This window comes from Wujia chipingensis (assembly GCF_014337155.1).
Taxonomy (GTDB): Bacteria; Bacillota; Clostridia; order Lachnospirales; family Lachnospiraceae; genus Coprococcus_C; species Coprococcus_C hominis.
Map to the genome: position 1 here is coordinate 1,452,000 of NZ_CP060632.1, position 24,702 is coordinate 1,476,701.

A 24,702-nucleotide genomic window follows, 5' to 3' on the forward strand; every position below is an offset into this window, starting at 1 on the left:
TTGTTCATAAACAATGGCATCGGTTACTGCTGTTTCAGACGTTCCTGTAATTCCTGCAAGTATAACATTGCCTTGATCGGTGTCATATTATTCAGATCCATCGTTTTTAACTCGTTGGCAATCGTCATCTCCACAGGGGAAGAAAACAGAGAAAGCTGTTCATAGTCCGAAGATCTTGTCTCTTTTTTCTTTGGTTGCTCAGAAAGTGCCGGCTTGATGTCGATATCTTTTACCTTCGTTGTGATATCGGAGTCAATCAGCTCATTGCAGATTTCGCGTGCCCGTTTCAAAACTGGTTCTGGCACACCGGCAAGTCTGGCTACCTGTATACCATAACTCTGGTCTGCACCACCCTTGATAATCTTGCGGAGGAACACAATGTCGTCGCCCTCTTCCTGTACAGCAATACAGAAATTATTGACGGAGGAAAGCTTTCCTTCTAATTCTGTCAGCTCATGATAATGCGTTGCAAATAATGTCTTTGCGCCTAATATGTTTGGATCGGCAATGTATTCAACAACTGCCCATGCAATCGAAAGACCGTCGAAAGTGGATGTACCACGTCCGATCTCATCTAAGATAAGAAGGCTGTCTTTCGTTGCGTTGCGTAGGATATTTGCAACTTCATTCATTTCGATCATAAATGTTGATTGTCCGCTTGCGAGGTCGTCCGATGCACCGACACGGGTAAATATCCGGTCACAGAGTCCAATATTCGCCGACTCTGCAGGGACAAAGGAACCAATCTGGGCCATCAGCGTGATCAATGCAGTCTGACGCATATAGGTGGATTTACCTGCCATATTAGGTCCGGTAATGATCGAGATACGGCTTTCGGCATTATTCAGGTAAGTATCATTTTCCACGAAGCTGTCGTTTGCAAGCATTTTCTCAACAACCGGATGTCTGCCGCCTTTGATATCAATCACGCCATCGGTATTTAAGGATGGACGGACATAATTGTTCTTGTCAGCGACATATGCAAGAGAACAAAGGGCGTCTAATTCTGCAATGTATCCAGCCATCTTTTGTACACGGACAAGGGCTGCGGCAAGTTTTTCTCTTAATTCCACATAGCAGTCGTATTCGAGCGCATATAGCTTATCCTCTGCGCCAAGAATCTTGCCAGAAAGAGTATTTAATTCATCTGTCGTAAAACGTTCGGCGTTTACCAGCGTCTGTTTGCGGATGAAATAATCTGGAACTAAGGATTTGAATGAATTTGTCACCTCAAAATAATAGTCAAAGACCTTGTTATATTTGATTTTCAGACCTTTAATTCCTGTTTTTTCCCGTTCTTTTGACTCCAGATCCGCCAGCCATGTCTTACATTCGGTTTTTGCCAGACGCAGCTCGTCAATCTCGTCGCGGTATCCCTGTTTGAAGATACCACCTTCCTTGATAGAAACCGGAGGTTCTTCCACGATTGCCTGTTCGAGCAGATCATACAGATCTTCCAGACTATCGTAATCCTCGTAAATTTCATTGATACGTTCACAAGGAAGCTCACGGAGCAGATTATAAATATCCGGCAGATATTGAATGGATGTCTTGAAAGCGAGTAAATCCCTTGGATTGGCAGTCTTCAGTGCGATTCGTGTCAGTAGACGCTCCAGATCGTAAATCGTATTCAAATATTCGCGCAGTTCTTCCCGAACGATCAGCTCTTTGTTGATCGCTTCGATTGCATCCAGACGTTTTTCAATCGCATCCTTATATAAGAGTGGCTGTTCGACAAATTCACGCAGTTTTCTGGCACCCATTGCAGTTTTTGTCTTATCGAGTACCCAAAGCAGAGAACCACGCTTCTGCTTATCCCGCAAGGTTTCAGTAAGTTCCAGATTCCGTCTGGTTGCGGAATCCAAAATCATAAAGGAATCCACAGAATACGTCTCGATATGGTTGATATGTGACAGGGAACTCATCTGTGTTTCATGCAGATACTGCATCAATGCACCACAGGAAGCAACACAAGCCGGGCTGTCCTTTAACCCGAGTCCCTCGATACTGTTGATGTGAAACTGACGCTTTAATGTTTCTTCGTCTGTTTCTAAGTTAAAATAATAGTCCGGTGCTTCGGTATGAGATACCTGCAACCGCTCACATACGGCGTGAATCTCCTCTACCTGTTCTACGCCAGCCTGATATAATACCTCGGATGGCTGGAATTTATTGATCTCATCAACGACCTTTTCTGCCTGTTGTATCTGGCAGGTCTTAAATACACCAGTTGACAGATCCGTAACGGAGATACCATAGTTTTTCCCAACATAGGAAATACACATCAGGTAATTGTTCTTGGACTCTTCCAGACTTTCGGAAGACAAATTGGTACCCGGTGTTACAATCCGTATGACCTCACGCTTTACAAGTCCTTTGGCAAGCTTGGGATCTTCGACCTGCTCGCCGATTGCTACCTTGTAGCCTTTTTTTACAAGCTGATTGATATAAGTATCTGCTGCATGAAATGGAATCCCACACATCGGTGCCCGCTCTTCCATACCGCAGTCTTTTCCGGTTAGTGTAATTTCAAGTTCCTTGGATGCTAAGATTGCATCATCAAAGAACATCTCATAGAAATCACCGAGACGGTAAAATAAAATACAGTCTTTATATTTTTCTTTAGTTGCAACATATTGCTCCATCATAGGAGATAGCTTTGCCACGCCAATCACCCAATCCTTTCACCCATGAAGTAAAATCCCTTACAGTCTGTCAGCTTTACATCGACAGTCGTTCCGATCATATCGGCAGTTCCCGGAAAATGTACCGTTACATTCTCTTCGGTTCGTCCGGTTACAAGTGATGCATCGTGATGATTTACTTCCTCCACAAGCACAGGCTTTACCTGATCAGCAAACCGCTTGATCTGTGCATTCGAAATCTCGTTGACTAATGTCAGAAGACGGTTAAAACGTTCCTTGATGACATCTTCCGGCACCTGATTATCCATTGTTGCAGCCGGTGTTCCGGTGCGCTTGGAGTAGATAAATGTAAACGCCTGATCATATTTTACTTTACGGATAATATCCAGTGTATCCTCGAAATCTTCTTCTGTCTCACCCGGAAATCCGACGATGATATCGGTTGTCAGGGAGATGTTCGGCATCTTGGCACGAATCCGGTCAACTAACGCAAGGTACTGTTCCTTCGTATAGCGACGGTTCATGCGTGTTAATATGTTAGTGGAACCTGATTGTACAGGCAGATGCAGATGCTTGCAGATCTTCGGCTCTTCTGCCATTACCTCAATCAGCTCATCTGACAGATCTTTCGGATGACTGGTCATGAAGCGTACACGCTTGATGCCGTCAATTTTGCACACTTCCGTAAGCAGCTGTGGAAATGTTACACGATCTTTCTCGTCCACTTCAACAATCTTTCCGTCCTTGTAATCATAGATATTGCCATAGGAATTTACATTCTGACCAAGCAGCATAACTTCGGAAATTCCCTGCTTGGCAAGTGCTTCTACCTCTGCCAGAATCTCTTCTTTCTTGCGGCTCTGTTCACGTCCGCGTACATATGGCACGATACAGTACGTACAGAAATTGTTGCATCCGTACATGATATTGACGCCGGACTTAAATGTATATTTCCGCTTTCTAGGAAGCTGTTCGACGGTCTGTTTTGTCTCATCTAAGACTTCGATTGTCTGCTTGCCTGTCTCTAAATAGCTGTAAATAAGCTCTGCTAATTTGTAGATGTTATGTGTGCCGAAGATAATATTTACGAATTTATACTTCTGTTTCAATGTCTCAATGACATGTGGCTCCTGCATCATGCAGCCACACAGACACACGATCATGTCTTTGTTTTTGTTCTTTAATGTCTTGACGTGGCCGAGATGTCCGTATAATTTCTGATTCGCATTCTCGCGAATCGTACATGTATTAAAGATTACAAAGTCAGCTGCCTCGTCGTCCACTTCTTCATATCCGATCTCATCCATGATGCCTTTGAGCTTCTCTGAGTCGTGGGAATTCATCTGACATCCAAAGGTCTGGATGTTGTAGGTAAGTGGTCGATTCAATGCTGCCTTTTTCTCAAGTACAAGTGTTTTGCACTGGTTCATGAAATAGTATTGTCTATCCGGCTCCATAGTTGGAATTGACACGCTGTTCATTTGTATTTCCTCTTTCTTATATAATTTGTGGGTGTATGTATTCCAATCCCACAATTAAATTATTATATAAGAAATCGGTTTAACTTTCAACCGATATGGCAGGAAATTTATTGAAAAAAGCCGGAAGGTTTTACGTTCCGGCTTCAAATAAGGTATGGTATGGAATTTATTTATAATGGGGCTGCGTAGTAAGGAATTACCAGCTTGGCTCCACGATAAATCGTATCATCGGTCAGGTTGTTAATAAACTTGACTTCATCGATGTATTCCTGATAACTGTTATATTCTTCGGAATAATGCTCTTCTGCAATTGTCCAGAGTGTTTCGCCTTCATCAATCGTGATGCAGGCATAATATTTCTGATTGGATGTTGCTGCTTCCGGGTTCTGCTTTTTGTTGTTGACACCAAATATTATACAAATGATAAGTACAAGACTAAGTCCAAAAATTAATTTATGTTTCATATCTGTTTCCTCCCTGTTGCTGTTTCATCTGATGAACATCTGTTCGATGATTGAATTATACAGAACATCTGTTCTTTTGTCAATACTTTTTCGAATAAATGTTCGACTTTTATCTAGGAAGGTAGTTGAACAGACTTATTGTAAAAAACGCGCAGTTTGTACTGCGCGTTTTTGTATTCATTAGTTATATTATTTGAATTCAGATAAAGTTGGAATATCGGAAAGAACACCGGTGTATTCTTTTCCTTCGGTATCCGGTTCCGCATCCATGTTGTTTTCTGGTGGTTGATAATGTAATGTATATCCAATAACTAGATCATCAAACCCTTTTTCTTCATAGAATGTATATACATCCTGCAAAGCGCAAAGGCATGCGTTAAGTTCTGTCTCGTTTGTATATTCAGCAACGATTTCGGCATTTGTCAGATGCGTTTGGTCGTTTTCTGTTATTTCATAAGATAAAATATCAGTTGGAAGCTTATCTGCATACGCGGCAAATACACAGTCGTCATAATCATCCAACAGCATATTGGCTACGCTTTCCACGCCATAGAAGGTGTTATCCAATACATGGAATGTAATGTTGTTTTTCTTATCTTTCACAGTCCATAAAATATCCGTGTATCCATCCTCATCTTTATATTCATGGGGGATTATATACACAGTAACTCTTCTTATGGATAACGTTTCTTTGGCATATGATTTGATATCGTCCGCGGTATACTCTTTTGTGCAGCCGGTTATGCCCACAACTATAAAAAGCAGAAAACACAAAGTCAGAATATATCGTACAAATTTTAAATGCCGTACATTTTTAATTTCGATTATCTGCTTTGTTCTTAAGATCTTCATATTGCTGCTCCTTCATCTGCTGCACTTCACGTTCCCTCTGTTTCTTCCCGATCTGGAATGGGATTTGAGCAAGAATCAGGATAATCGTGCAGCCAATGACCATACGCAAAAAGCCTTTTCCGAGTTCTTTTATTGTACTATCCTGTCCCTCATATTGTAGTTCCTGAATATCAAGTACCTTGCCGTAAGTCTTCTTATCACAGCAAGGACAATAAAATTTCTTTGCATAATGGCTGTACTTTTGCGTATTTACAAAAGCACCGTTTGATATATGGGTACGACTGCTCTTCTTATATTTTATCATAGCCGGGCGTGTTGCCTCTTTTCCGGTTACTTCATATATCGTTCCGCATTTTTCACATTGTACCTGTACGGTAAGCCCCGCAGCTTTTGCTTTGAGGACATTATGAAGCGTGATGATGAAATTCACAACAAGCCACAGAAATAAGCATCCTCCCATGGCAATAAGCGCTATTGTCTCCAAATCCATATTACAATTTCTCCCAATCCTTTACTACCTTTACTATATATAACACTTCACAACCCGGCAAAAGGTTGCATGTAGTACGAAAATAAATTCTTAATCTGCGAGTTTCTCTAACTGCCGCATCCAGATCTGCACGGATGCGTCGCTTGGCATACGCCAGTCGCCACGTGGGGATAAGCATACACTACCGACCTTCACGCCATCCGGCATACAGCTCCGCTTAAACTGCTGGGCGAAGAAACGGCGATAGAACATTTTCATCCATTTTAAGATGGTTGCAGCATCATAGATTCCTGCAAATGCACGTTTTGCCAGATGAAAAATCTTCTCTGGGCTGTATCCAAAACGCATGACATAGTACAGGAAGAAATCATGCAGCACGTAAGGACCGACCGAATCTTCGGTCTTTTGCACGATGTTGCCGTGTTCATCCGGTGGAAGAAGCTCCGGACTGATTGGGGTATCGATGATATCCTTCAAGACTTCCGTGCTGTCCGGGAAGATGTTACATTCGATCACGCTGGCAATCATCCATTTGACAAGTGTCTTCGGGATGCTGGCATTGACGCCGTACATGCTCATCTGATCGGCGTTATAGGTACACCAGCCAAGGGCAAGCTCTGACAGATCTCCGGTTCCGACGACGATGGCACCGATTTTATTCGCATAGTCCATCAGCACCTGTGTCCGCTCGCGTGCCTGCACATTCTCATAAGTAATGTCTTTGATCTCCATATCATGTCCGATGTCCGCATAATGTGTTATACATGCATCCTTGATTGGGATTTCCTTCACGGTGATGCCGAGTGTCTGCATCAGGGTTAGGGAATTTTGGTATGTGCGGTTCGTCGTGCCGAAGGCTGGCATCGTGATTCCGGTCAGATTCGTAGCAGGCAGCCCCATCTTCTTCAAGGTCTGTGCAGCCACAAGCAGTGACAAGGTGGAATCCATACCACCGGACACACCGATCACCATCTTTCCGCCACAGATGGAAAGCCGCTTGGCAAGTCCGCCGATCTGCATATGGAAGATATCCATACAACGCTTCTGACGTCTCTTTGTATCGCCCGGTGTAAATGGGTGTGGGTTGACGCTGCGAAGACTTCCGTCGCTTTCAAAAGCTTCGGATACCGGAATCAGGATCTGACGCATCGAAACCGCGCTGCCATAGGTGCCCGCACAGTCCTGATAAGTCTTTCCTTTCAGGCGGTCTGCCTGAATCCGTTCGATGTCAATATCTGCGACAAGCAGATAGTTATTTTCCGCAATCCTGCTGTTTTCGGCAAGCATCTTTCCGCCCTCGCAGATCATGCAGTGACCGGAGAAAATCAGGTCGGTTGTACTCTCGTTTGCTCCGGCGCTCGCATAGAGATAGGTGCACATCAGAGAGGTTGATTTCTCTTTTACAAGCTTCTCGCGGTATTCACGCTTTCCAATCGTATCGTTGCTTGCGGAAAGGTTTAAAATCAGCTCTGCCCCGCTCATTGCCATAAATGCAGATGGGGGGATTGGTGCCCATAAGTCCTCGCAGATTTCTGCACCAAAGCAGAACGCATCCGGCAGATGATAGATCAGGTTATTGCCGAGCGGAATAGCATAATCACACTCCTCAGAGCCAAGTAATTCAGAGGCATAGATATGATCTGTTGATAATTCCCGTGCAGAAGAAAACCAGCGTTTCTCATAGAATTCGTTGTAATTCGGAAGAAATGTCTTGACGGTGATGCCGTAGATATGTCCGCGGTATGCGGTCACAGCGACATTATAGAGCGCATTTGCAATCGAAAGCGGCATACCGAATACAACAACCATATCACAATCTGCGGTCGTCTGTACAAAACGGGCAGCTTCTTTTTTGCTTTCTGTAAGCAGTGTCTGCTGCAGGAATAAATCCCCGCAGGTATATCCGGTGACAGACAGCTCCGGGAATGTAATCAGATTGACGCCTTTTTGTTTTGCTTCTTCCACTTTTTGAAGCATCTGGTCGACATTATAAGCAGTATCCGCAACACGCATGTCCGGAACTGCGGCCGCTATACGGTAATATTGATACATCGTTTAATCCTCTCTTTCCTGCAAATCCAGCTGCAACCCCTTCAGATAATGAATCGGTGCCCCGGATTGTGACTTTATAAAATAGGCGGGATTTAATTCCTCGTACTTAAAATTCTTTGCATGTCCCTGCTCGGCCCGGGCAAGATAGGTTTCTAACTCACACAGCCGCAGGTAGTAAAATTCATTGCGTGCAGTAAACATCACAAGCAAGAAGCTTATGCCCCGCTGCTTCTCAAATTGCCGCATGAAATGAATCTGGTGTTCATGGATATTCCGGAGTGGAAATGTATCTGTCGCGCACTCCTTTGCATCGAAGCAGACCGGAACGCCCTGTACCACCCCGATATAGTCGACGGTGGAATCCTTCTCGAAATAAGCAAGCTTGATCTGCCCGCTTTCCGAATCAATCTTGACAGGCGTGATTGGTGTCGGAATCTTCTGCATGAGCGCTAAGTTTTTCTCTGTATATAATTCATTGGTCAGATTGACGAGTTCCTCTAAGGTGGAACCGCGTAATCCTCTGGAATTCCATGTTGGCATGTTGTTGTGCTTTCTATTTGTTGTGCTATATTATGAAATGTTAATACGTATGGACTTTATCTCCGTTGATCCATGATATTTAGTGATTTGCCGGCAGTTTCAACCCCAGCCCATCCGCTACTTTCTGAAATTCTGCCGGCAACGGATCTGTGATTTCCGGGATATCCGGTAATACAAGTCTGCCTGCGTGGAGTAACTGATGGTTCAGATGGTATCGCTCGCGAAGCTTCCGGTTTACCGCCGGATTGCCGTATTTCGTATCGCCTGCCATCGGATAGCCGAGTGATTGCAGATGCGCACGGATCTGATGCGATTTTCCGGTAAAAAGCTGTACCTGCAACAAGGTAAAGCCATTTTTTACGCAAAGCGGTGTAAATGCAGTCTCGATCATTGACGCACCGGGACTTTCGAGTTTCTGTATCTTAGACTGATTCTTCTTTGTATCCTTTACGATATAGGCTTTCTCATGGATGCGCTGTTTCATCTCTCCGGCTACGATCGTGTAGTAATATTTTTCACATGTATGCCCCTTTAATATGCGGGCTAACATCTGACTGCCCTTCAACGAGATTCCGGCAAGGATAATGCCGGAGGTGTTCCGGTCTAAGCGGTTGCTGATCGACGGATGAAATGTCTCTAGCTGTTTCTCGCTTAGAATCCGCATGGAAAGGCAGTAATCAACGATTGCTTCGTTGATAGAATAATCATCCTTTTTTGCTTTCTGTGATAAGACACCGACAGGCTTATGAACCGCTAAGATATCCGGATCCTGATAGAGGATCTGCAGCGTGATTCCCGGTTTCTGTCTGGAGGCCTGCGCTGAACCATCGGATGTTGTCGAATCTGCGGATTTCACGCTATTATGTTGTTTGGATCCACGATCAAAGTGTGGATTCCCGGTATTTACAACACGGAATTTTTCAATCGTCTCATCTGCCAGAAATACTTTAATAACATCACCGCATTCTAAGATTTCATCACCGGATGCTTTCTTGCCGTTTCTGGTGATGTTTTTCTTGCGGAGCATCTTGTAGATAAAGGAAGAAGGTGCCTGATTCAGGTATTTCATCATGTATTTATTTAAGCGCTGTCCGGCTTCCAAGTCCGTGATGGTAAGCTCCTGCATACCTGGGTTCCTCCTTGCTACACACAGAACGTCAGTATCTGCTCCCGCATGTATTTATCAATCAGTTTCGTTTTATCGTTCGGCTCACCGATGCCGTGGATTTTCTTCGCAAAGGTATCTACATCCGTGTACAGATGAACAATGTATTTGTACTTGCTGTTTGCAAGTGCCTGCTGCATGAATGTCTCGTATTCCTTCTTCTCTTCCTTGAAGTGTTTATCTAACACAAGCGCGTACACACTTCCGTTTCTGACACAGACCGCATCGTAGTAATGCATTCCCTCGGTCTGCGTGATTACGAGATCGTAGATCATGTCCGTCTCATCGGTCTGCCCGTGTACCACGTTATAAACATCCTGTGGCATCGTCTGGAACTTCGCACACATAATATAGGCAATCAGAAACTTTGCAAACGGCAGAACAAGGAGTATCGCAAATACAATACCGATACGTCCGGTGTCACCAAATGCAAGCAGCATGGAAAGAATGATCGAAGCAATCATAATTGCAAGGATCAACGTCACAAGCAGCTTTCCTTTTTTGTAATAATCAATATAGCCATACTGGCCTTTTTCTTTCTTTTTCATTGCAATAAGTCTGTCCTTTATTTTAGATATATCAAGCTGTTTAGTGTATGAATGGAACAATTAAGCCATGCGGAATAATCTTTGTCACAACTCGGAATGCTTTCATGACAACCCCATACGTCGATACGGTCTTTCCTTTCATTGCATCCTTTATGGCAAGTGTAACGACTTTGCCTGCATTGGCACGCAGGATAACCTTATATCCTTTGGTCTTCGTATAGCTTTCTGCGATATCAAAAAACTCGGTGTTTACCGGCCCCGGACAGACAGCGGTTACAACGATCCCATGCTTCTTCAATTCCTGATGCAGAGCTCTTGAAAATGAGAGCACATAGGACTTACTTGCAGCATAGACTGCGAAGTTTGGCTGCGGCATAAAAGCAGCGGAGCTTGCGATATTAATGATATTTGACCGCTTCGCCATGTATGGAAGGGAAATCTTCGTCATACGTGTCAGGGATTCACAGTTCAACCGGATCTCGCCCGCCAAATCTTCCTCGGAGATCTGCTCGACATAGCCCATCTTTCCATATCCGGCAGCATTCACAAGCACGCGGATCTGTGGATGGAATTTCTGCAGCATTTCCTCGTAAGTCCCAACGGCATCCCGGTCGCACAGATCAATCGGAATTGTCCGTACATGGACACCATGCAGGGATTCCTTTAATTCATTCAATCGTTCTTCTCTTCGTGCGATCAGCCAGACCTCGTCAAGTGTGACAAAATGCTGATTGATCTGTTTGGCGAACTCTCTTCCCAAACCGGAAGAGGCACCTGTAATTACTGCTATCTTCATGACATCAACCTCCATCCAGGTAAATACTTGTTCTTCAAAACTCCTTGGCTTGCTTTGCCAAAGCCAAGAGGGTATCCATCGACGCAGACTAACACATAACCATTTTTGACAGATGTATCATCGAAATCAATCGTCTCGCCTTTTAAGTATTTGATGACCTTTGTATCGTCAGCGGACAGATCCAGACAGTTATCAAATTCATCCTTCGTGAGAGCCATCGCCAGTGACTGGCTCGGTTCGAAGCGGTTCTTCTTGATCTCGCCGACATACAAGCCACACCGTAAGATCCGGAGTCCGCGGACTGTTGGGAAGCTTTCTGGTATGTAGTATAGTTTATCGCCTGAGATTTCAAACCGTTCCGGATGAAATTCGTGCGTCGTATGTGATAAAAATTCGGTGACGGAATCCGGCAGCTTTGCGCGCTTGACCGGATAATCGCCATAATTGGCGCGGTTATCCCGCTCGCCCTGCTTCTTGACAAGGCATACAAAATGTCCCTCGCCCTCGATCTTATGTGGCCAGAGTCTGGCACAGCGTGTCAGCGTCTCATTTCCAGTATTCCCCCATTCCGGATGCCCGTGGTCAAAACCTTCGTAAGGGTGGAAATCCACCAGTTCCAGACGATCATCCAATGAAAGCAGATATTCGATGGACTGCTCATTTTCAAGGGGTGCAAATGTACAGGTGGAATAAAGCAGCATGCCGCCCGGTTTGAGCATTGTGACAACCTGATCTAAGATGCTTCGTTGCAGATCGGCAAATAACTGATTGCCGTTATTCTCCCATGCGGTGATCATCGATACGGATTTGCGGAACATGCCCTCTCCGGAGCACGGCGCATCGATTAAGATCTTATCAAAATATTCGTGGAAGCGTTCGGCTAATTTGTAAGGTGCTTCGCTGATAATCAGCGCATTTTCTGCGCCGAAAACCTCTAAGTTCTTCAGCAATGCCTTCGCGCGCGAAGCACTGATATCGTTCGATACAAGCAAGCCGGTTCCGTGTAATTTCGCCGCAAGCTCGGTTGATTTGCCGCCCGGTGCAGCGCAGATATCGAGCACCCGGTCTCCTGCCTCCACAGGCAGTACATTCGCCGGTGTCATGGCAGAAGGCTCCTGAATATAGTAAAGCCCTGCAAAATAATATGGGTGCTTGGATGGCTTATCCAGTGTCTCGTCGTAATAAAATCCATTCTCGCACCATGGAATCGGGCGCAGATGAAATGGATTGATCTTCAGAAATTCTTCCACAGATATCTTCATCGTGTTGATGCGGATGCCGTGATACATTGGCTGATCAAGGCAGGCGGCATACGAGTCGTAATCGTCCTGAAGAAGTGTTCGCATATTCTGTTCAAAGGTAATTGGTAATTCCATGTTATAGTAGCCCTTTCGTGCCTGCATCGACATACGCACGGACGAAGATGCCGTCCTCGCGATATTCCTCTTCTAACAGATTACCGGATTTGCGGATCTGCTGGATCACGCCTGCTTTGGCGTATGGAATCGTCTGTTCAATGTAAATGCGGCTCTGGTTGATAATTTCTGCGAGAATATCCGTGATCTTCTCGAATCCGGTCTCCTGCTTGGCAGAGATATATAACGTATGATCTGCCTGAAAATCTTTGACAGCCGGGAGTTCGTCCACTTTGTCTATCTTGTTAAATAATGTGACAACCGGCTTATCCTTTACGCCTAACTCACGCAATGTATCATATACAGTCAGGATATGCAGATCTGCCTGTGGGTTCGAGATATCAACGACATGGAGGATAATATCGGCAAACTTTGCTTCTTCTAATGTTGAACGGAATGCATCAATCAGATGATGTGGCAGCTTGCGGATAAAACCAACCGTATCCGTCAGGATGATCTCCTGTCCATTCGGGAGCTTGTAGTTCCGGGAGGTCGGATCAAGGGTTGCAAACAGCTTATCCTCCTCTAAGACACCCGCCTGTGTCATATGATTCAGCAAGGTTGACTTGCCTGCATTCGTATATCCAACGATCGATACGATCGGTATATGGCTGTTCAGACGCTGTTTGCGCATTACCTCGCGGTGCGCAATATCGTCTTTCAGGTCAGCAGACAGCTTTGAAATCCGTTCACGGATCAGACGGCGGTCGACCTCGAGCTTCTTCTCACCGGGACCTCTCGTACCGATACCACCACCAAGACGGGACATTACCTGTCCCATACCGATCAGACGGTTGCTGCGGTATTTGAGCTGTGCGAGTTCTACCTGAAGCTTACCCTCCCGTGTTGTTGCGTGTTTCGCGAAGATATCTAAGATTATCATCGTCCGGTCCATGACCTTTGTGTCCAATTCCTGCTCCAGATTCTTCATCTGGATCGGCGATAATTCATCATCGCACACGACACCCGTCGCACCAAGACGCTCCACCATATCTCGAAGCTCCTCGACTTTTCCGCTTCCGAGATAGGTTGCTTTCTCGATGGAATCTTTGTTTTGGATCATGCGTCCAAGTGTCTCAGCACCGGCGGTTGCTACCAGTTCTTCCAATTCATCCAGATTGGCTGGAACCTGTTCGCCGTTGTCTAAATCAACCGCAAACAGAATGACTTTTTCAATTTCTTCTTTATTTTCGTACATAGAATGTCCTTTTAGTTTACATAAATAAATTATTGTTACTCTACTGCGCTGGAATTCTCTGGTTCTGAATACAGGTGGTAACGATCATTGACAGGAACTTCATTTACATTCACACGGGTATCCAGATAGGCGTATAAATCCTGTCCCTTCTGATCTTCCGGATATTTGGCAATATAGGAAGTGGCACGTGAAAATGCTTCGGTATAGTTTTGTAGCTCTTTATAGCACATGATCTCTGCATATAAGATTTCCTGCAGATAGTCACTGTCTCCTGCGGATTCTCCCTGTGCAAGATAGGTTAATGCCTGATTATAGTCTTTGGTGTCATAATAATAGGATGCATATTTATAATTCACATATGCATCGATTCCATGATAGTTCGCGTAGATATCCAGATATTCTTTCATCTTATCATAGCTTTTCTGGTTTTCATAACAGATGGCTGCATAGATACTGATATCCTTATGTCCGTTTTCCACTGCCTTTGTGAAAGTCGCGACAGTTGAAACATAATCTCCGCGCTGATAATTGCCAAGCGCATGAGACAGGTCGGACAGATAGGAAAGCTGTTCCTTGTCATACTTGGAAGCCGGGTATTTTTTCTGGATATCCAGATAGGTCAGCTCCGCATCGGAGAACAACTGGAGCTGCATCATGCAGTCTGCCTCATATAGCAGAATATCTACATTGATGGAGTCTGAAAACCATTGTTTCTCCGCATAAGCTTCCTTGAATTTGTCCAAAGCTTCCTGATAGTTTCCCGCTTCATAGAGAGAAACCGCTTCCTTGCGAATGCTCTTTTTGTGCGAAAATATATTTACACACACAATAATAAATGCAAGGAGCATAACGCCAAGACAGATCAGGTGGAAACGACGGATGCGTCGCTTTCGTTCCCGTCTGCGGCGCGCCATTTCCCGTTCGTATGGTCCTTTTTTCATATGTTTATCTGGTTTACTCATATACTTTCTATCTTTCTATTTCTAATTTAAAATATCCAGCGGATTTTCGGTTGTTGCTTCCGTTGTAGCTTCTGTTGTTGCACTAGGATCTTCGGCTGTCACAGCGGTTGGATCAACTGCTGGTGTGGCAGAGGTTGCTGTGGCTGTGGATACGGAACCACCATTTACCAAAGTGTAGAACTCTTCTAATGTCAGGTTGTTCGTCGTCATAAAGACAGCCGCATCTCTTCCGACATAGCGGAAATGCCATGGCTCAAAATTATGTCCGGTAATGCTTTCCTTACCTTCTGGATAACGGACGATGAAGCCGAAGGAAGAACAATTCTGCATCAGCCACTGGTTTGTTGGAAGCTGTGATACAACAGCAGGGTCTAACTCTGCAACATCATGCGCTGTTACATCGAATGCAAGACCGGTTGCATATTCCCCACTGCCTTCGGTATCGGCGCTGATATAGCCACCCTTGATCGTATACTCACTTCCGGCAGCGTTACATGCTTCCAGCATTGCAAGCAGATCGTTGTAGATGCGTTCATCTACGATATAACCACTGTTCAGAGTATGTTGTTCAAAGGTATATCCATCCGGAATCGGGTTTGTATCGTTGACAAGCATCAGGTAATCTGGATTGTTCTGGTAGATATACGTTGCCTGCTCGCGTAGAACAGCCTGTGGATCAACTTCTTCCGTAGTGGAAGCTTCGCTGGCTGCCTCCGTCGTTGTAGCGTTGGGAGTCTTCTTCTTGCCAGAGATTCCGTGAATCAGTAAAACCAGCAATACAATAAAAATCACAACCCCAAGCACGGTATAAAACAGTAAACTGTAATCACCGGCTTTCATATGTTTTTTCACTCTGCGGATATGTCTGCGGATAATCCGGTAAAGCTTTTTGAACAGCTTTTTCAAATGCTTATAGACAAACTTCGCAAATACCGCAATGTAGTGAAAGACATATGCAAAAAATAATCCTACACCCTGAAAAAATACTTTTGCATATTTCTTTATGTTTTCCCAAACTTCGTTTTTTTCCATAAGTACCCTCCCATTTTTTATAAGATGTCAATGTATTCTCCTGCTAACGCTTTATTCATGCTTCGTACAGCACAGAACTTTCCACACATCGAACATGTATCTTCATGCTCCGGGCTTCTGTCTGCCCGGATGGCTTTGGCAGTTTCGGGATCTAAAGCGCATTCCCACTGCTTGTCCCAGTCTAATACGCGACGGGCATCTGCCATTTTATCATCGATATCACGTGCTCCGCGCACGCCCTTCGCGATATCGGCTGCATGTGCGGCAATCTTCGATGCGATGATTCCCTGCTTGACATCGTCGACATTCGGCAATGCCAGATGCTCTGCCGGTGTTACATAGCATAAGAACGCGGCACCTGCCTGTGCGGCGATCGCACCACCGATAGCGGCAGTAATATGGTCATAGCCCGGTGCAATATCCGTTACCAGAGGACCAAGTACATAGAATGGAGCACCCATACAGATCGTCTGCTGCACCTTCATGTTGGCTGCAATCTGATCCATTGGTACATGTCCCGGTCCCTCGACCATAACCTGTACATTCTTCTCCCACGCACGCTTGGTAAGTTCACCGAGTCGTACAAGCTCTTCAATCTGGCAGACATCGGTTGCGTCGGCAAGACAGCCCGGACGACAGGCGTCTCCAAGGGAAACGGTTACATCGTATTCCGCACAGATATCTAAGATTTCATCGTAATATTCGTAAAATGGATTCTCTTCTCCGGTCATTGTCATCCATGCAAAGACGAGGGAGCCACCACGGGATACAATGTTCATCTTCCGTTTATGCTTCTTGATCTGGTCAATCGTCTTTCTTGTGATGCCACAGTGCAGTGTTACGAAATCCACACCATTTTCTGCGTGCAGACGTACCACATCAATAAAATCCTTCGCGGTCAGTGTAGCAAGATCGCGTTGGTAATGAATCACTGAATCATAGATTGGTACGGTACCAACCATAACCGGACATTCAGCAATCAGCTTCTTACGGAACGGTTCTGTATTTCCGTGGGAAGACAGATCCATAATGGCGTGTGCACCGAGATTGACAGCTTCCATGACTTTCTTCATCTCAATATCGTAATCCTTGCAATCTCTGGAGATGCCGAGATTGACGTTGATCTTCGTCTGAAGCATGGACCCGATTCCTTCTGGATTCAGACAGGTGTGTAATTTATTTGCAGGAATGACAACTTTTCCCTCTGCTACAAGTGGGAGTAATTCATCCTCCCGCATATGTTCTTTTTCAGCAACTTTTGTAAGTTCCGGAGTGATAATGCCCTTTCTGGCTGCATCCATCTGTGTTGTATATTCTCTCATTGAAACCTCCTGTTATGTCAAACTATATCTATTCTAGTCATAATTACTCAAATTATAGCATAGATTTCCTATAAATACAAATAACTGCACCCATAAATTGTTGATTTACAGGTACAGTTATGCTCTATTTGATATCGTACATTTCCCGCAGCTCTTTTGCAGCTGCTTCCATCGCAGAATATAGCTCTCTGGAGGAAATGATCTGACAGCCGGCACCGCGTGTGATCGTCTGGATCAGACCATCTGAAGTGGCAACGGTCATCTGGTATTGTCCTTCATTTTCATGTGTATAGGCTTCGATAAACTGATCGGCAGTCTGGTTTTCCTTTGTGTGCACGATTTCGATATCCTCCTGCACGGTCGTACTGCCATGATTGCCCTTTACCTTATAGCCATCAAAGACAAGCAGGGTTTTGACACCGGTGATCCCCTGGTAATTTGATAACAGGGAAATGAGCTTATCCTTTGCCGCATCGAGATTCGTTTTTGCAAGCTCCGTCAGGGATTCCCATGCAAAAATAACATTGTAGCCATCTACGATCAGGCGCTTTTCTTTTGGCGTGACGATTACCTTGGATGCTTTTCCGGTGTAAGTCTCTGTGTGCCGCACGATCTTCTTTTTATAGATCTGTTTTTTCGCATTTTGGTTTGCAGTCTGCCCGGACAAAATCGCATCGATCTCGTCTAATCCAATCGAATAATCAAAGTTTTCCCGGCTGTGAACGGTATATTCTGCCTGTTCCTGCTCAGTGTCCGTTGCATCACTGACGTGCATATATGCCTTTACCTGATCCCACGGGACAAGGAAACCGGAACCATGTGCGCAGAATACAGAGGATGTCGGGTTGCGTAAATCCGCTTCTGGATCATATGGATGGGTCTGTATGACCTCTTCCTCGTTGTGACACGGCATGTATCCGCGGAAGCTTACCTGAAACTCGCCCTGCCCTTTCGTAAATGCGCGTACATGAAGCTGGTAATCCCGCAACGTTGCAACCGGTCCGTGTCCGCGTATGATTGCACGGTCGCCAAGCTGTTCCGGTGCATCCATGACCGCATACATAGACTGCAGGTCTGTCATGGCGTGTCCAATCATCGAAGCAGGTATTTCCAATGTAAAATCATATTCCGGTTCTAAAATGATCGTACCAGCTTCCATCAGCCCCTGCCGCACTGCACGGTATGTTGCCTGACGGAAATCTCCGCCCTCGGTATGTTTCGTGTGGGCACGTCCGTTTATTACAGTGAAATGTACATCCGTTAAGGGTGCACCGATCTTTGTGCCACGGTGCGTCCGTTCCAGCAGATGGGTATAGACCAGACGCTGCCAGTTTTTGGCAAGGATATCTTCGCTGCAGTCAAGGGATGCATCCACGCCGCTTCCACGTTCTGCCGGTTCAATACGGATATGTGCCTCTGCATAATGACGCAGTGGTTCAAAATGTCCGACACCGATCACCGGCTGGGCGATCGTTTCTTTATACAGGATCTTACCGCTGTCAAAAGTTGGCACAACACCACAGCGGTTTTTGATCAGTTGTGTCAGAATCTCAATCTGAACCGGGCCCATCAGCATGATCTGGATTGTTTCAGTCGGTTCGTTCCATGACAGATGCAGCTCTGGAAGTTCTTCATCGAGATCTTTTATTTTTGTATACATCAAACGTGTGCTGACAGCTTCGTCAAAGGTGATCGTATAGGAAATCACCGGCTCGATGCACGCCATCGGGTTATCACTGTAATCGCCGATGCCGTCCCCTGCCTGTGCGGTTTCCAGCCCCGTAATACTGCAGATATGTCCTGCGGTTACAGTTGGAACGGTCTGATAATGTTCCCCATTATAGATACGGATCTGTGTAACCTTCTCTTCTCCGACGGTATCCCGGACAGATAAGGTTCCCTGCATCACTTTGATATGGGCGAGCCGGTTTCCCTTTTCATCGCGGGTAATCTTATAGACGCGGGCACCAAACGGTGCTTCGGTTAGATTCTGGTAAGCATCTGTTGTATAAGTATCCAGACCGTTTAAGAGCGTATCCACACCAATTCCTTTTAATGCACTTCCAAAGTAACATGGTACGATCTGCCGGTGGCGGATCATAGTCTGGATACAGGCATCAGAAAGCGTTCCCTGTTCCATATAGGTATTTAAAATCGTTTCATCCTCCGATGCCATCGCAATGGATTCATAGAAATCCTCCGGTATATCGACGGTACCCTGCTCATAGCAGGAAAATGCGACGATTTTATCAGAAAAATCCTGTAATTCAGTCAAAATCTCCGACTGGAGATTGTCAGGCTGATCCATTTTATTGACAAATAAAAATACTGGAATTCGATATTCGTTTAATAATCGCCAGACTGTCTTTGTATGCGCCTGAATCCGGTCAGAGGCACTGATCACAAGGATGGCATAGTCAAGTACCTGTAAGGTACGCTCCATCTCAGCGGTAAAATCCACGTGCCCGGGTGTATCTAGCAGGGTAATATCTGTTTCAGCGGTGGAAAGCTCTGCCTGCTTGGAAAAGATTGTAATACCACGGCTTCGCTCCATCTCGTCATGGTCGAGTAAGGTATCACCGTTATCGACTCTGCCTGCCTGTTTCCGGACGCCGGTCTCATAGAGGAGTTCTTCCGAAAGCGTTGTTTTTCCGGCATCGACATGGGCTAATATACCGATTGTAATATGCTTTTTTTCTGCGGTTGTTTCTGTCATCGAAACGCCCTCACTTTTCTTCTGTTTTTCATTTCATTACACTGAAATCTATCATAGCACAGATTCCGGGAATCGTCGACACCGGAAATCTAGGGCAGAATCGATGGATTGCCTCTTGGGACGCTGGCGTTGGCGCATAATCTTCCCCACCCCTCGGAAGGATTTGGAATCTGATTGCTGCCAGGTAAGGCGCGTGCCGCGTTGATCAGATAGGCTTTTACCCGCGCACCGTACAGGAAAGAATCGTTTCCATCGGTAATGCCCCATTGCATCAGATTGGCTGCGGCAGAGGCAACAAACGGTGTCGCAAAGGAGGTGCCACTAAAAAGACGGTATCCGCCGCTGGCATTGGCGGCGAGAATATCGACACCCGGTGCGACAAGCTCCGGCTTTTGGATAGATGTACTTCCCTTTCCTGAAAATGGTGCCACGCTGAGCCTTGCCCCGTTATAGGCACCAACGCTGATCACGTTTGAGGCAGATGCTGGAATTGTCAGGGAAAGGTCAGTTGTTGGAACCTCGAATTCTACAGTTGCCTGTGTGGATGAGGCAACCGGGAGCCATGCATCAATCTGATAGGGCTGATCAAAATACGGTTGGATGGAAAGACTCCAATATCCATACGGAATTACCGTTCCACGAAAAACAATAAAGATCTCTCTTCTTGGGTTAAAAGGTGTTGCCTGCCCGATCTGTATAGAAATCTGTGTTGTGGCAAGTACGAAAGAATAAAATTCTCCGGCATTTTGGGAAGGTATGTAGGTGGTTGCCTGCCCAGCTGGAGCCTGTATGCGAAAAAGAAAGGCGGTCGCAGGTGCAAACCACAGTTGTAAAGAGAAGGTAAGAAGTCCATCTCCGACAAGGATTCCAACGGTTTGTGCAGTATTTCCTCCGATGTAACGGTGTCGCCCGGTGTTCCCCTCGTTGCCCATCCCGGTTACGATTGTGACTTTTCCGTTTGCGCGCAGGGCATCCAGATACTGCTCTACGATTGAATTTCCATAGTGATCGCCGTAATTATTTCCATAGCTCAGATTTAAAACAAGTGGAAGGCGCTGTTGCATGGCATATCGGACAATATAATCGACTGCACACAAAAATGCGGCGGTATTTGGACGGGAGGCTACGCCAATCAGAGAAGCTCCGGTACTGAATGCCGTCAGGATACTTGCGACTGCGGTTCCATGTCCACTTGTATCATAGCGGCGATCCGTGCCTTCTGAAACAACAGATTGAATCTGGTTCGCAGAATATTCTGTACCAAATCCATAGGGCTCCGGTGGAATACCAGTCTGTGATTGATCCCAATAAGCAATGATCCGGCTTTTGCCGTCTTGGGCAATCAATGCAGGATGCGTAAACTCCAGTCCGGAATCTACGATTCCAATCAGGATGCCATTGCCGCGCAAAACGCTTTCCTGTTCGTCATACATCGGAAAGCATGCAGCAATCCGGTTTTCTGCCTGTACTGCCTGCTCGTACTCCATCTGCCGTGTCAGGTCGATGTATAAAACCTCTGGCATATATGTCAGACGAAGAATCTCTTCTTTGGAGGCTGTTCCGACTGCAAAATGGTTCAATAACGGAACTATTGGAAAAACAGCGATTTCCTGTAAGGAATCAAATGCACCAAGATACCGGATCAAAATGTTAAACTGCCGCGTGGAACTTTGGTCTGTCTCCAAGGACACTGCCAGCCCGGTGCTGATTTTCTCGGTAGAATAGACAGATTTATCCATAATTCTCTCCTATTGCTTGTATTTGGTCGAATGGCGATGTCGAAAATGCTTGGAATTTTACGAAATCAGAATACGAATTATGACATTTATTTCATGCGGAATTATATATAATACGGAGGAATGATCAAAGGAGGTGAACATGACCTATGTTGTCTACGCCGATGTATTGTTTCTGTATCACTGTCTTGTGAATGTGACGCTGCTCTGCATGATACAGACGATACTTGGGCAGTCCATAAAAATCCTCCGCACATGTATGTGGACGATTTTTATGGCAGCTTTATCGACAGGTATTTTTTTGATAACGATATCTTTATGTACTCTCTATTATGTATTATATGCCACAAGCTACTTTTTTATGACATATTTTCTTACAAAACACGTGCCATATCCGATTCCAATGTGGAAAATGATACTGGTCGTGCTTGCTGGTTGTATATGGTTGGCTGGAATGCTGCAATTATTTTACATAGCGGACGGCACAGCGTTTCGGACCCCCGGATTTTATCTGACATGTATCGCTTCGGTATTGGTATGCCGGATTGCCCGGCGGATATATGACCGAAAGCAGATGCAAGCCCACGCATATGCAGTAGAACTTGTGTTTCCTGCAAGGACACTCCCTGCCAATGCATTTGTGGATACTGGAAATCGGCTTCAAAATCCCTATACAAAACAACCGGCAATTCTTATAAACTATCGTTTATTGAAAAATCTTCTGTCTGAGCAAAGCTACGCACAACTCGAACAGTATCATAAAACCGGACAATTTCCGTACTTACAAATGAACGAAACCGGAGAAATCACGTTTTTTCCGATTCCTTACCATACCATAGGAAACCGGTTTTCCCTGATGCCGGCAATTACGATTCCAAAGCTGGTGTATACGCAATCGCGCACAACATTCTATGCGGTCACAGCTGGAATCAGCCGGGAAATCTTCTTTGAAAACCGATATGACGTATTACTGCATGAAAAATTACAACCTAAGAAGGAGGAACCAACATGATTAGCATCGTCAGCAACAATATGATCCGTTTCAATATCAAGAGCATAGCGAATTATCTCTTATTTCCAAAAAATGAAGTGCATTATATCGGAGGCGCGGAGATTCTTCCGGCACCACTCTCCTCAGAGGAGGAAAACTTGCTCTTGACGCATCTGGATGATGATGTTTTAGAGGCAAGACAGACGTTGATCGAGCATAATCTGCGTCTGGTCGTTTACATTGCAAAGAAATTCGATAACACGGGTGTCGGCGTGGAGGATCTGATCTCAATCGGTACGATCGGACTGATCAAAGCAATCAATACCTTTAAGTCGGACAAAAATATCAAACTGGCAACGTATGCCAGCCGTTGCATCGAAAATGAAATTTTGATGCATCTACGCCGCAATTCCCGTATCAAAACCGAGGTTTCCATCGATGAACCACTGAATGTGGACTGGGATGGAAATGAGCTGCTGCTCTCCGATATTCTTGGCACGGAGGAAGATCTGGTGTACAAGGATATCGAAGATGAAGTCGATTTGAACCTGTTGGAACAGGCAATGGACATTTTAAGTGACCGGGAGCGCACGATCATCGAGCTTCGATATGGGATTGGCCATGATGATGAGGAAATGACGCAAAAGGAGGTTGCAGATCTGCTTGGAATCTCACAGTCGTACATCTCCAGACTGGAGAAGAAGATCATTCGTCGGTTGCGAAAAGAAATGATCCGGCTTGGATGATACTTGATATTTGTGCACACTTTTTGTACACCTACCATGTTTTTAGTAACAAAAAATGCGGGAATCCTTAAATTTTAAGGACTCTCGCATTTTACATTCAATGCCGGTGGCGGGACTTGAACCCGCACGATGTTGCCATCAACAGATTTTGAGTCTGCCTCGTCTGCCAATTCCGACACACCGGCGGAACAGTTGATACTATATCATAGAACATTTTACTTGTCAATAATAAAATACAGTTTCTGTTCGCCTGTTTTCATAGAATTAAGGGGTCAGTTTCTTCGCAACTACAACAAATCTTCCGTTGTCTGTATGATAGGCGCAGGTCGATAAAGTAAGCAGCGAATCACCGTAAGAAGCATCCGTGTCAATCGTATATCCGGTCAATGCTTTGCAGCCGGATACATACTGGTTAAATGCGGATTTATCCTCCGCGTTAAAGAACTGATAATAACGGAACCCATCTTCCTTTTCTGTCAGTATGTGGGTACGGAAGGCGGCAATCACTTCGTAAGTGCCATTTCCGTAAATGGTATCAAACTGAATGTATTTGTGATTTTTATAAAATGATTCATTCTCATATTTTAATAAGTCATGAAACATCTTTCCAGTTTTCATATTATGTCCGTAGATCAAGATGTTGTCGGAAGGCTTCTGCACATTGCTTTCAAGATCAACAAACAACGTACCTGCACTGCTGTATTCGCCGTAAAAATCCCGATGGATATAATACTCTTCCTCTTCTGGTGTCTGCATAACCGGATAATCAATGTTCGTATCCTCGATGGACAGCCAGCCGATAAAATCATGATTCTCCCGATAGAGGGAAGCAAAAGATTTCTGGACGCGAGTTCCATCGATATTCACAAATTCTAATCCCGGTTCTGCATCGCCATCTGTTGCCACGTAGACAATCTCCTCTTCGTTGACCGGAGCGTCAATCATAGCCTCCAGCTCCTGAAACTGATCTTCACTTTTCTTGCTCTGCAGGAAATAATAGGCAAGATACCCCGCAGAACCAAGGAAAATACAGATCAATACAGCCAGACATAAATTATATACGATACGTTTTTTCTTTTTCATAGCTCATTAAAAATATTTTTTGCTTCCCCACAGATTATTCTGCTTCAAAGCAGTATATTCCTCGTACGCCTGATCCAATATCTGTTTTTCGTTCGGAAATTTTAACAGATGGTACGCCTCGTGATATTTGTAATATCCGGAATCCATAAAATATTCTTCCCGTTGTGGCTTGCTGTAATAGCTGTCCGCCATCATCAGATACCAGTGTACATCCTTGTTAACGACATCATAAGAGGTGTTAAACGTATAGTTGCTTTTTCCAACGTATTTGATAATCTGAGCGCTCACGCCGGTTTCTTCTTTCACTTCCCGAAGTGCAGTTTCATTGTGCTGTTCGCCCTCTTCAACTGTTCCCTTCGGCAGAACCCAGCCTTCGTATTTATTCCTGTAATTCTTATACAACAACAGGATTTTTCCTCGAAAGATTACCACACCACCACAGCTTGTTGCTTCAATCATTGCAATTCC

General features: G+C 45.0%; 21 protein-coding genes and 1 tRNA gene. 2 read left to right on the forward strand and 20 right to left on the reverse strand.

Annotated features, from left to right (window positions below; translation table 11 throughout):
* Nucleotides 1-23: 23 nt before the first annotated feature.
* The 17 genes from mutS to H9Q76_RS06860 form a co-directional block, all read right to left on the reverse strand.
* Nucleotides 24-2,648, reverse strand: a complete 2,625-nt coding sequence (mutS, locus tag H9Q76_RS06780) for a DNA mismatch repair protein MutS (RefSeq protein WP_249321890.1) — start codon at nt 2,646-2,648, stop codon at nt 24-26.
* Between the two features lie 23 nt (nt 2,649-2,671).
* Entirely contained in the window at nt 2,672-4,126 is a 1,455-nt protein-coding gene (gene miaB, locus H9Q76_RS06785) for a tRNA (N6-isopentenyl adenosine(37)-C2)-methylthiotransferase MiaB (protein ID WP_249321867.1), read from the reverse strand.
* A gap of 170 nt (nt 4,127-4,296) precedes the next feature.
* The gene (gene yneA, locus H9Q76_RS06790) at nt 4,297-4,590 is read right to left on the reverse strand and encodes a cell division suppressor protein YneA (protein ID WP_118670720.1); all 294 of its coding nucleotides are present in this window, start codon (nt 4,588-4,590) and stop codon (nt 4,297-4,299) included.
* A gap of 189 nt (nt 4,591-4,779) precedes the next feature.
* Nucleotides 4,780-5,253, reverse strand: a complete 474-nt coding sequence (locus H9Q76_RS06795; RefSeq protein WP_249321868.1) for a hypothetical protein — start codon at nt 5,251-5,253, stop codon at nt 4,780-4,782.
* A gap of 151 nt (nt 5,254-5,404) precedes the next feature.
* Complete coding sequence (locus H9Q76_RS06800) at nt 5,405-5,932, reverse strand: hypothetical protein (RefSeq protein ID WP_249321869.1); 528 nt, start codon at nt 5,930-5,932, stop codon at nt 5,405-5,407.
* A gap of 90 nt (nt 5,933-6,022) precedes the next feature.
* Nucleotides 6,023-7,984, reverse strand: a complete 1,962-nt coding sequence (locus H9Q76_RS06805; RefSeq protein ID WP_118670717.1) for an NAD(+) synthase — start codon at nt 7,982-7,984, stop codon at nt 6,023-6,025.
* A 3-nt stretch (nt 7,985-7,987) separates the two neighbouring features.
* Nucleotides 7,988-8,524 (reverse strand): Holliday junction resolvase RecU, encoded by a 537-nt coding sequence (locus H9Q76_RS06810; protein WP_021985490.1) that lies wholly within the window; start codon nt 8,522-8,524, stop codon nt 7,988-7,990.
* Between the two features lie 79 nt (nt 8,525-8,603).
* Nucleotides 8,604-9,650 (reverse strand): RluA family pseudouridine synthase, encoded by a 1,047-nt coding sequence (locus H9Q76_RS06815; protein WP_249321870.1) that lies wholly within the window; start codon nt 9,648-9,650, stop codon nt 8,604-8,606.
* 17 nt (nt 9,651-9,667) lie between these two features.
* Nucleotides 9,668-10,237: a hypothetical protein gene (locus tag H9Q76_RS06820; RefSeq protein ID WP_117780917.1), complete on the reverse strand. Its 570-nt coding sequence runs from the start codon at nt 10,235-10,237 to the stop codon at nt 9,668-9,670.
* Nucleotides 10,238-10,277: 40 nt separating this feature from the next.
* On the reverse strand, nt 10,278-11,033 hold the full coding sequence (locus H9Q76_RS06825; protein WP_117780918.1) for an SDR family NAD(P)-dependent oxidoreductase: 756 nt from the start codon (nt 11,031-11,033) through the stop codon (nt 10,278-10,280).
* Nucleotides 11,030-12,409 carry an RsmF rRNA methyltransferase first C-terminal domain-containing protein gene (locus H9Q76_RS06830; RefSeq protein ID WP_249321871.1) on the reverse strand — a complete coding sequence of 460 codons (1,380 nt, stop codon included), beginning with the start codon at nt 12,407-12,409 and terminating at the stop codon, nt 11,030-11,032. The genes H9Q76_RS06825 and H9Q76_RS06830 overlap by 4 nt, the downstream gene beginning before the upstream one ends.
* A 1-nt stretch (nt 12,410) precedes the next feature.
* Nucleotides 12,411-13,646, reverse strand: coding sequence for a GTPase HflX (gene hflX, locus H9Q76_RS06835; protein ID WP_118544981.1), 1,236 nt, complete (start codon nt 13,644-13,646; stop codon nt 12,411-12,413).
* 35 nt (nt 13,647-13,681) lie between these two features.
* Nucleotides 13,682-14,608, reverse strand: coding sequence for a tetratricopeptide repeat protein (locus tag H9Q76_RS06840; RefSeq protein ID WP_021985484.1), 927 nt, complete (start codon nt 14,606-14,608; stop codon nt 13,682-13,684).
* 21 nt (nt 14,609-14,629) lie between these two features.
* On the reverse strand, nt 14,630-15,640 hold the full coding sequence (locus H9Q76_RS06845; protein ID WP_249321872.1) for a M15 family metallopeptidase: 1,011 nt from the start codon (nt 15,638-15,640) through the stop codon (nt 14,630-14,632).
* Between the two features lie 17 nt (nt 15,641-15,657).
* Nucleotides 15,658-16,962 (reverse strand): phosphomethylpyrimidine synthase ThiC, encoded by a 1,305-nt coding sequence (gene thiC, locus H9Q76_RS06850; RefSeq protein ID WP_021985482.1) that lies wholly within the window; start codon nt 16,960-16,962, stop codon nt 15,658-15,660.
* 124 nt (nt 16,963-17,086) lie between these two features.
* Entirely contained in the window at nt 17,087-19,678 is a 2,592-nt protein-coding gene (locus H9Q76_RS06855) for a translation factor GTPase family protein (protein ID WP_249321873.1), read from the reverse strand.
* Nucleotides 19,679-19,767: 89 nt separating this feature from the next.
* Complete coding sequence (locus H9Q76_RS06860) at nt 19,768-21,417, reverse strand: S8 family serine peptidase (protein ID WP_249320859.1); 1,650 nt, start codon at nt 21,415-21,417, stop codon at nt 19,768-19,770.
* A 139-nt stretch (nt 21,418-21,556) separates the two neighbouring features.
* Here H9Q76_RS06860 and H9Q76_RS06865 point away from each other — a divergent pair, with 139 nt between their 5' ends.
* Both H9Q76_RS06865 and sigE read left to right on the forward strand, forming a co-directional pair.
* Entirely contained in the window at nt 21,557-22,426 is an 870-nt protein-coding gene (locus H9Q76_RS06865; protein WP_249320860.1) for a sigma-E processing peptidase SpoIIGA, read from the forward strand.
* Complete coding sequence (gene sigE / locus H9Q76_RS06870) at nt 22,423-23,151, forward strand: RNA polymerase sporulation sigma factor SigE (RefSeq protein WP_118373283.1); 729 nt, start codon at nt 22,423-22,425, stop codon at nt 23,149-23,151. The genes H9Q76_RS06865 and sigE overlap by 4 nt, the downstream gene beginning before the upstream one ends.
* A gap of 101 nt (nt 23,152-23,252) precedes the next feature.
* Here the strand turns inward: sigE and H9Q76_RS06875 are convergent.
* The 3 genes from H9Q76_RS06875 to H9Q76_RS06885 form a co-directional block, all read right to left on the reverse strand.
* A tRNA-Leu gene (locus H9Q76_RS06875) sits at nt 23,253-23,336 on the reverse strand.
* Between the two features lie 79 nt (nt 23,337-23,415).
* Nucleotides 23,416-24,234, reverse strand: coding sequence for a class B sortase (locus H9Q76_RS06880; protein ID WP_118544974.1), 819 nt, complete (start codon nt 24,232-24,234; stop codon nt 23,416-23,418).
* A 6-nt stretch (nt 24,235-24,240) separates the two neighbouring features.
* Complete coding sequence (locus H9Q76_RS06885; protein ID WP_021985476.1) at nt 24,241-24,693, reverse strand: NUDIX hydrolase; 453 nt, start codon at nt 24,691-24,693, stop codon at nt 24,241-24,243.
* Nucleotides 24,694-24,702 lie beyond the last annotated feature (9 nt).

Coding starts and splice junctions, on each gene's coding strand:
- mutS (WP_249321890.1), bottom strand. CDS start 2,648: ATGATGGAGCAATATGTTGCAACTAAAGAAAAATATAAAGACTGTATT.
- miaB (WP_249321867.1), bottom strand. CDS start 4,126: ATGAACAGCGTGTCAATTCCAACTATGGAGCCGGATAGACAATACTAT.
- yneA (WP_118670720.1), bottom strand. CDS start 4,590: ATGAAACATAAATTAATTTTTGGACTTAGTCTTGTACTTATCATTTGT.
- H9Q76_RS06800 (WP_249321869.1), bottom strand. CDS start 5,932: ATGGATTTGGAGACAATAGCGCTTATTGCCATGGGAGGATGCTTATTT.
- H9Q76_RS06805 (WP_118670717.1), bottom strand. CDS start 7,984: ATGTATCAATATTACCGTATAGCGGCCGCAGTTCCGGACATGCGTGTT.
- H9Q76_RS06810 (WP_021985490.1), bottom strand. CDS start 8,524: ATGCCAACATGGAATTCCAGAGGATTACGCGGTTCCACCTTAGAGGAA.
- H9Q76_RS06815 (WP_249321870.1), bottom strand. CDS start 9,650: ATGCAGGAGCTTACCATCACGGACTTGGAAGCCGGACAGCGCTTAAAT.
- H9Q76_RS06820 (WP_117780917.1), bottom strand. CDS start 10,237: ATGAAAAAGAAAGAAAAAGGCCAGTATGGCTATATTGATTATTACAAA.
- H9Q76_RS06825 (WP_117780918.1), bottom strand. CDS start 11,033: ATGAAGATAGCAGTAATTACAGGTGCCTCTTCCGGTTTGGGAAGAGAG.
- H9Q76_RS06830 (WP_249321871.1), bottom strand. CDS start 12,409: ATGGAATTACCAATTACCTTTGAACAGAATATGCGAACACTTCTTCAG.
- hflX (WP_118544981.1), bottom strand. CDS start 13,646: ATGTACGAAAATAAAGAAGAAATTGAAAAAGTCATTCTGTTTGCGGTT.
- H9Q76_RS06840 (WP_021985484.1), bottom strand. CDS start 14,608: ATGAGTAAACCAGATAAACATATGAAAAAAGGACCATACGAACGGGAA.
- H9Q76_RS06845 (WP_249321872.1), bottom strand. CDS start 15,640: ATGGAAAAAAACGAAGTTTGGGAAAACATAAAGAAATATGCAAAAGTA.
- thiC (WP_021985482.1), bottom strand. CDS start 16,962: ATGAGAGAATATACAACACAGATGGATGCAGCCAGAAAGGGCATTATC.
- H9Q76_RS06855 (WP_249321873.1), bottom strand. CDS start 19,678: ATGACAGAAACAACCGCAGAAAAAAAGCATATTACAATCGGTATATTA.
- H9Q76_RS06860 (WP_249320859.1), bottom strand. CDS start 21,417: ATGGATAAATCTGTCTATTCTACCGAGAAAATCAGCACCGGGCTGGCA.
- H9Q76_RS06865 (WP_249320860.1), top strand. CDS start 21,557: ATGACCTATGTTGTCTACGCCGATGTATTGTTTCTGTATCACTGTCTT.
- sigE (WP_118373283.1), top strand. CDS start 22,423: ATGATTAGCATCGTCAGCAACAATATGATCCGTTTCAATATCAAGAGC.
- H9Q76_RS06880 (WP_118544974.1), bottom strand. CDS start 24,234: ATGAAAAAGAAAAAACGTATCGTATATAATTTATGTCTGGCTGTATTG.
- H9Q76_RS06885 (WP_021985476.1), bottom strand. CDS start 24,693: ATGATTGAAGCAACAAGCTGTGGTGGTGTGGTAATCTTTCGAGGAAAA.